This window comes from Terriglobia bacterium (genome assembly GCA_020073205.1).
In the GTDB taxonomy this organism is placed as follows: Bacteria; Acidobacteriota; Polarisedimenticolia; order Polarisedimenticolales; family JAIQFR01; genus JAIQFR01.
In genome coordinates this window covers 1-6,618 of record JAIQFR010000161.1, presented here as the reverse complement: position 1 = coordinate 6,618, position 6,618 = coordinate 1, and the positions used below count along the sequence as shown (strand labels likewise).

Below are 6,618 nucleotides of genomic sequence, written 5' to 3'. Positions count from 1 at the left end.
CGTCGCGAGGTTCGAAGCGGGGCAGAGCGTCGCCGTCCTCGGCAGCGGGATCTCCGGCCACCTGATCGTGCGCCTCGCGCGCGCCTTGGGCGCCGGACGGATCATGGCGACCGACCTCGACCCGCACCGGCTGCGCTGGGCGACGGCGGCGGGAGCCGACGCCGCGATCCTCGCGACGGACGACGTCCCCGCGCGGATCCGCGACGCGAACGGCGGGCGCGGCGCCGACCTCGTCGTCGTCTCGACCGCGGCGCTCCCGGCCATCGGCCAATCGTTTCGGTGCGCCGACCGCGGCGGCACGATCCTCATGTTCGCCCCCGCGTCGCCCGGCGAGACCTACCCGGTCCCGCTCTTCGACGTCTGGAACGCCGGGCTCACGATCGTCCACACGTACGCCGGGCCGCCGGCCGACATGCGCGTAGCGCTCGAGCTGATCGCGTCGAAGCGCGTGGACGTCGCGTCCATGATCACGCACCGGCTGCCGTTGGCCGAGACGGGCGAGGGGTTCCGCCTCGTGGCGGAGGCGCGCGAGTCGCTCAAGGTGATCGTCCAGCCGCAGCGCTAGGAAGCGTGGCAGCGCCGCCACCGCGCCGACCGTCCGACATCTCTTGAACGGGTCTCGACCCAGCAACCCCGCGCGATCGCCGAGCGAGGATCGCCGCGGATCGTTCTGACGATCGTGGGCGGAACTCACCATGCGGTTTGCCGCGGCGTCCTCACAGCACGCGTCGTCCCATCCGCCCAGGATCGCGCGTTAGAGCTTGCATTTCGGGCCGGTTGGACGTAGAAACCGATCACGAAAGCCTGCGGCTAGCGCGAGCGGAGCGCGAACATGAACGATCCTGATTGGAAGATCCGAAAGGGCGCGGGGTTGACGGGCAATACCATAATCCCCGAAAGGTGACCGACAGAACCTGCTAACAGAGTTGTGTCGATTAACTAGTTAGGCGCCTCGGACAACGACACTTGACTTATAACTACAACGTAACTACGCTACACCCATGGGTAGACTTCGATTCGCCTGGGACCCACGTAAGGCATCCGCGAACCTGCGGAAGCACGGCGTAGCGTTCGAAGAGGCGCAGACCGTGTTCGCTGACGACAACGCCTTGCTGCTCGACGACCCCGGGCACTCTCAACTCGAAGACCGTTCCGTGATGCTCGGTCTCAGCGCGCGAATGCGCATTCTTGTCGTCTCCCACACGCTCCGCGACGGTGGGCATACGATCCGAATGATCTCAGCGCGAAGAGCGACGAAGCGAGAGCAGGAGCAGTACTTCGAGCAGGTGATGCCATGAAGAAGGAATACGACTTCAGCAAGGCCCGGCGCAACCCCTACGCGAAGATGCTCAAGCGCCAGGTTACGATTCGGCTCGATCAGGCGACGATCGCCTATTTCAAGACGCTTGCAGAAGACGCAGGGATTCCGTACCAGACGCTCATAAACCTGTATCTCCGCGACTGTGCGTCGACTCGTCGCCGGCTGGCGCTGAACTGGACGGCGCAGCGACGACCGTCTGGTGCCTAACACGCCGTTTCAGGCGGGGGTCCGCTGCGCGGCCCGCGCCTGAACGGCAGTCGTTGGGCGGATCTCATGCGGAAATGCTGAGAACGACCAGGAGGATGCGGTGACAGTGAAACCCGATAGCAAGATGCGTACTGCAGAGGCCCAGCTCCGGTCCTACATCAACAGGTCTGATCCGAAGGATCAAAAGCTCTTTCGATCGGTCCGGGCTGCTGTACGCAAGCGATTCCCGACCGCCAACGAGCTAGCATACGACTACAACAGCTTCTACGTCATCGCCTATTCGCCGACGGACCGAGGGATCGATGGCATCGTGTCGTTCGCCGCACGCGCGGACGGTGTGCGTCTGTACTTCATGCACGGACCGCAATTGCCCGACCCGAAGAAACTTCTGCTGGGATCGGGAAAGCAGACCCGCTTCGTCCGCGTGGAAACGGCCCGCCAGTTGGCACAGCCAGACGTGGAGGCGCTGATTGTCGCTGCGATTGATCACGCGAGGGTTCCCTTGCCATCCAAGGGGAAGGGCAGACTCATCATTCGGACGGCTGCTGCGAAGCAGCGGTCACGCCGGAGGCCGACGAAGTGACGGCGGGGGTTGCTGAGGCAGCGTGGCGGCTTGCCAGCGGTGCCGCCGAACAAGCGCATGCAGCAGGCGAGCGCCTCGCTCCGGCCACGCCGTTTCGGGATGCCGTGGCCTACGCGCCGCGCATTCGCGCGGACGGCGCTCGCTGCTGTTTCGCGGTGTTCGACGGACATGACCTGGCGGGACACTGCGAGATGTGTTCGTGCCAGAGTTCAAGAGGTCACATGACGTCGATGATCGACGATCTCTCGAAGTATCCTGCAGCCCGCCGCGAGGGTAGGTCGACGCCATCAATCCAAGAACGGTTTGGCGTCTCGAAAGGCACATAAACATTGGGTGAAATGGGCACTACCGTCTTAGGCAAGTGCGGCGGACTTCGACGGCGTGTGGAAAGGCCAGCGCGCACGCGCCGAAGGTATGGGGCCGTATCACGCCGCTGAACCCGTCGGCCGCCTTCGGCGACCGGGGTTGCCGGCAGTGCGTTAGAAGGCGCCAGAAGGTCGTTCGTTTGGTGCGTCGAGATCTTGGAGGAGCAATGAAGAGAGTCACAGGCATCGGCGGTATCTTCTTCCTGGCCAAGGACCCCAAAGCGCTGAGGGCCTGGTACAAGGAGCATCTTGGCGTAGACGTCCAGGAATGGGGCGGTAGTGCGTTCAAGTGGGCAGACGAAGCCGGAAACGCCACTACGGGCACCACCGTATGGTCCATTGGCGGGCCCGGCGGAGACTACCTTGCGCCCAGCAAGGCCCCCTTCATGATTATCTACCGGGTGGCGGACTTGGCAGCCTTGCTGGACGCGCTCCGGAAGGAAGGTTGCAACGTCCTCGAGAAGACGGACGAGTCGGAATATGGCAAGTTCGGATGGGTCATCGATCCGGAAGGAAACAAGGTAGAGCTTTGGCAACCACCGGTGGGCCAGTAGCCGAGTATCTTGTACTTGGCATGTCGAATCAGCGCCGCCTCCTCGGACCGGCCTGATCTCCGCGCGGCGGGCCAATCGCAGGGAGCGGAGAAAGTATGAAGAAGAAGGCTAGCAGTCGAGCTCGCAACGCAGACCCGGACACGATGCGCCGTGAGTACGATTTCTCGGAGGGCGTCCGTTGAGTGACCGCGGCCAGGTACGCCGAGGGGGCGAACGTCGTGGGCATTGACCCGGAAGTCCTCGACGTCTTCCCAGATGGGCGAGCGGTCAATGACGCGCTGCGGGCTCTTGCCCCGGTCCTGCGGCAGCAGCGGAAACGCCGAAGCGCCTGAATGCCTCCTGGACCCGCCAGTCCGGCCATTCACGCCGAGTGCTCGCGCACGCGTCGCGCCCGGCCGGCCTGCGCGTCACGCGCAACGTTGCGCATGAAAGCGGAATCGCTGAATGGTCGTTGAACTGTTCGGAATCGTGGCGGTCAGCTCCATGGTCGTCATGTATGCGCTCGAGCGACGAGCGCATGTCTACGTCCTCGGGTTCGCAGCTTCTTGCGCCGCAGCGTCGCTTTATGCTGTCCTCATCCACGCGTGGCCATTCGCCGCGGTTGAGGGTGTATGGGCTCTGGTCGCTCTCCGCCGTTGGTTGCGCGTGCGACCTCCCTACCGAGGTCAGCGTGACGCATGAGCCCGGATTCACGAGGAGAGCAATCGAACCATCCCGGGGCGCACCATCTGCGAGGCGGGTAAGCGGGCCACGATTCGCGGTCGCTGCCGTCACGGGCCTTGCACGAGACCCAAGGCTCGCGCCGGGCTCGCCCGCGGGTCAGCCGACCGGTTGGCAGCAACCCTGACGGCGTCACGCCAGCCCATCGCGTGCGACGCGATGGGTGCTCATGGAGACGGCACGATGTCATCCGCTCCCTACGACGTCCACGAAGTGATCGTCACCGCGCGACCGGTCGCCGGCGTGCGCGCCCAGATCCGACGCGGCCGTGTCGCGCTGGAGTTCGGCCGCCGCTTGGATCAGGTGTATGCGGCGGCACGTGCCGGCGCCGTGCAACTCGACGGGCAGAACATCTTCATCTATCGCGCGGCGACCGCGGATCAGCTGACCGTCGATTTCTGCGTCGGCGTTACAGCGCCGTTCGCCGCCGTGGGGGCGGTCGTTCCCTTGGAGACCCCGCACGGCGTCGCGGCGATGACGACGCATTGCGGCGACTACGGACGACTGGGCGAGGCGAACGCCGCGATCCTCGCGTGGTGCCGAGCGAATGATCGGCTGCGCGCCGGTCCGTCCTGGGAAGTGTACGGGCATTGGCACACGGATTCCGCGCAGTTGCGCACCGAGGTCTACTACTTGTTGCAGGCGACCGGTGTCGAGGCCAGAATCTAGCCGCCGCCTCTGCATCGAGGGTGGCGTGGGGGCGACCGTCGCGCACGCCTGCTGATGAGTATCACGACACTGAGGGCGGCGGGCCGTTGCTCGATTCGAGCCAGAACGACGGTCGCAAGATGGAATCAAGGAGGACGCGATGCGTGCGGTGACGGTTGCGATTGCGGTGATGGCGGTTGCGGTCGGGCAGGGTCGGTCAGAGCCACCGAAGTCGATGCCGGCGGATGTCGGGCCCGGGCGCGTCACGTGGTTCGACATCACGACGACCGATCTGCCGAAATCGAGGGAGTTCTACGGCAAGCTCTTCGATTGGACATTCAATCCGGTTCAGGGAACCGATCTGGCCGTCGAGATCGTTGCGGGTGGATCGGCCATCGGGACGATTCGCGTTGCGGATGGGAAGATCAGTCCTTTCAACGGCGTGGTCTACGTTCAGGTGTCGGGCATAGAGGAGAGTTGCAAGAAGGCGAAGGAGCTTGGTGGAACGCTCGTTCCCGGATTCCCCTTCGACCTCCCAAACGGCACGGGAGCCATCGGCCTTGTCAGTGATCCAGCCGGACATCCCGTAGGGATGTACTCGAGGACGCCGCTTGCGCCACGGAAGCCCGCGTCCAAGTGACGGGTTCAAGGCGGTTCAGGCGGCGGGCCGCTTCGCAGACCGCGCCGGAGCGCCGGATCGTTGGGCGGACCGGATCGGGTGGGCCGAGGGAGACCCAAGTGGACATCGGCGAAGCACAATTGGAAATGCGCACCCGATTCGTCGGGGGCTTCTACGGGCAGATCGTCTCGGGCGTACTTTGGGTCGCTTCGGCGGGCCTGGCGACCTGGAGCAGCCCTCGGGCGGCCATCACGACCTTGGTGGTGGGCGGCTTTTTCATCTTCCCGGTCACGGAGCTGCTCATCCGTTTCGCCGCGGGAAAGGGTCCGCTGAGCGCGGCCAATTCACTTCGCCATCTGGGCATGCAGGTGGCCTTCGTCTTGCCGCTATCGATGCCTCTTCTGCTTCCCGTCGGTTTGTATCGTCTGAATTGGTTCTATCCGGCGCTGATGGTCCTCCTGGGGGCGCACTACTTGCCGTTCGTGTTCCTCTACGGGATGCGGATGTTCGCGGCGCTCGCGGCTTTACTCGTCGGTGGCGGATGGGCCGTCGCCAAGTATGGGTCAGACAGTTTCAGCGTCGGCGCGTGGTACGCGGGCGCGACCCTTCTCGTCTTCGCAGGCATCGGGGGGGCGATCGTGCGACTCGAAGCTCGTGATCGGGCCGCCCGACAACTCGTTGCAGCGGGCATCGCTTCTCCGCGCCCCTGAACGCGAGCGTTGCCGCAGGGCAGGCAAGGAGATCCATCGTGCCACTCGTGGTCGGCGCGTTACTCGCATTCGCAGTCGGGCTATTCGCCACCGGCCTCGGCCTGGATCGTGACCGAGCCTTCTATCCGGTCGTGACGATTGTCATCGCATCCTACTATGCGCTATTTGCGGTCATCGGGGCTTCCACGCATGCCCTCGTTCTCGAGTCGCTGGTTGGCGTGGTCTTCCTCGCCGTTGCGGTACTAGGCTTCAGGTCGTCGCTCTGGGTCGTTGCGGTTGCCCTAGCGGCACATGGTATTTTCGATCTCAGCCACGCCACGGTCATATCCAATCCGGGCGTGCCACGCTGGTGGCCGGAGTTCTGTCTCGCCTACGATGTTACGGCAGCGGCGTACTTGGCATGGCTGCTCAGGAGCGGGCATATTCGTGCCGCACCCTGAGGGTTTGCTCGAGCGGGCCGCCGCGAATCGGTGTGGCTCACGCCAGTTCATCCTCCTCTGCGCAGGTCATTCCCAAAGGGGGTGCAAGCCCATGGACGACCGCTTCGCCTCCGAGCGGTTCCCGCGCTCGTCGAGGTATCACCCCGATTGGATCATCGCCGGTGCCAGCGGCGGGGCGAACTCGTTGTGGCTGGCCGAGTGGCTGGCCGAGGGGCTCGACCTGCGCCCGGGCATGCGGGTGCTCGACCTCGCCTGCGGGCGGGCGTCGTCGTCGGTCTTCCTGCGCCGCGAGTTCGACGTGCAGGTCTGGGCCACGGACCTGTGGTTCAGCCCCTCGGAGGCGCTGCAGCGGGTCCGGGACGCCGGCGTCGAGGACGGGGTCTTCCCGGTCCACGCCGACGCCCGGTCCCTGCCCTACGCCGACGAGTTCTTCGACGCCATCGTGTGCATC

The 6,618-nt window shown here is 64.9% G+C and carries 10 protein-coding genes; all 10 read left to right on the top strand.

The window, feature by feature from the left end; translation table 11 throughout:
- The coding region (locus LAO51_19505) for a zinc-binding dehydrogenase (protein ID MBZ5640930.1) at positions 1–565 on the top strand (565 nt) is incomplete at its 5' end.
- A gap of 436 nt (positions 566–1,001) precedes the next feature.
- The gene (locus tag LAO51_19500; GenBank protein ID MBZ5640929.1) at positions 1,002–1,298 is read left to right on the top strand and encodes a BrnT family toxin; all 297 of its coding nucleotides are present in this window, start codon (positions 1,002–1,004) and stop codon (positions 1,296–1,298) included.
- Positions 1,295–1,528 (top strand): BrnA antitoxin family protein, encoded by a 234-nt coding sequence (locus tag LAO51_19495; protein MBZ5640928.1) that lies wholly within the window; start codon positions 1,295–1,297, stop codon positions 1,526–1,528. The genes LAO51_19500 and LAO51_19495 overlap by 4 nt, the downstream gene beginning before the upstream one ends.
- 100 nt (positions 1,529–1,628) lie before the next feature.
- Complete coding sequence (locus tag LAO51_19490; GenBank protein MBZ5640927.1) at positions 1,629–2,111, top strand: DUF1801 domain-containing protein; 483 nt, start codon at positions 1,629–1,631, stop codon at positions 2,109–2,111.
- Positions 2,112–2,643: 532 nt separating this feature from the next.
- Entirely contained in the window at positions 2,644–3,030 is a 387-nt protein-coding gene (locus LAO51_19485) for a VOC family protein (protein ID MBZ5640926.1), read from the top strand.
- A 903-nt stretch (positions 3,031–3,933) separates the two neighbouring features.
- Positions 3,934–4,419 (top strand): GyrI-like domain-containing protein, encoded by a 486-nt coding sequence (locus LAO51_19480; protein ID MBZ5640925.1) that lies wholly within the window; start codon positions 3,934–3,936, stop codon positions 4,417–4,419.
- A 139-nt stretch (positions 4,420–4,558) separates the two neighbouring features.
- Positions 4,559–5,038 carry a hypothetical protein gene (locus LAO51_19475; GenBank protein ID MBZ5640924.1) on the top strand — a complete coding sequence of 160 codons (480 nt, stop codon included), beginning with the start codon at positions 4,559–4,561 and terminating at the stop codon, positions 5,036–5,038.
- 98 nt (positions 5,039–5,136) lie between these two features.
- Positions 5,137–5,727, top strand: a complete 591-nt coding sequence (locus LAO51_19470; GenBank protein ID MBZ5640923.1) for a hypothetical protein — start codon at positions 5,137–5,139, stop codon at positions 5,725–5,727.
- Positions 5,728–5,765: 38 nt separating this feature from the next.
- The gene (locus LAO51_19465; GenBank protein ID MBZ5640922.1) at positions 5,766–6,167 is read left to right on the top strand and encodes a hypothetical protein; all 402 of its coding nucleotides are present in this window, start codon (positions 5,766–5,768) and stop codon (positions 6,165–6,167) included.
- Positions 6,168–6,258: 91 nt separating this feature from the next.
- Positions 6,259–6,618: methyltransferase domain-containing protein (locus LAO51_19460; GenBank protein ID MBZ5640921.1), on the top strand; the 360-nt coding region annotated here is incomplete at its 3' end.

Excerpts from the sequence above, each read along its gene's own strand:
- LAO51_19495 (MBZ5640928.1), top strand. The coding sequence starts at position 1,295 with ATGAAGAAGGAATACGACTTCAGCAAGGCCCGGCGCAACCCCTACGCG.
- LAO51_19500 (MBZ5640929.1), top strand. The coding sequence starts at position 1,002 with ATGGGTAGACTTCGATTCGCCTGGGACCCACGTAAGGCATCCGCGAAC.
- LAO51_19485 (MBZ5640926.1), top strand. The coding sequence starts at position 2,644 with ATGAAGAGAGTCACAGGCATCGGCGGTATCTTCTTCCTGGCCAAGGAC.
- LAO51_19480 (MBZ5640925.1), top strand. The coding sequence starts at position 3,934 with ATGTCATCCGCTCCCTACGACGTCCACGAAGTGATCGTCACCGCGCGA.
- LAO51_19475 (MBZ5640924.1), top strand. The coding sequence starts at position 4,559 with ATGCGTGCGGTGACGGTTGCGATTGCGGTGATGGCGGTTGCGGTCGGG.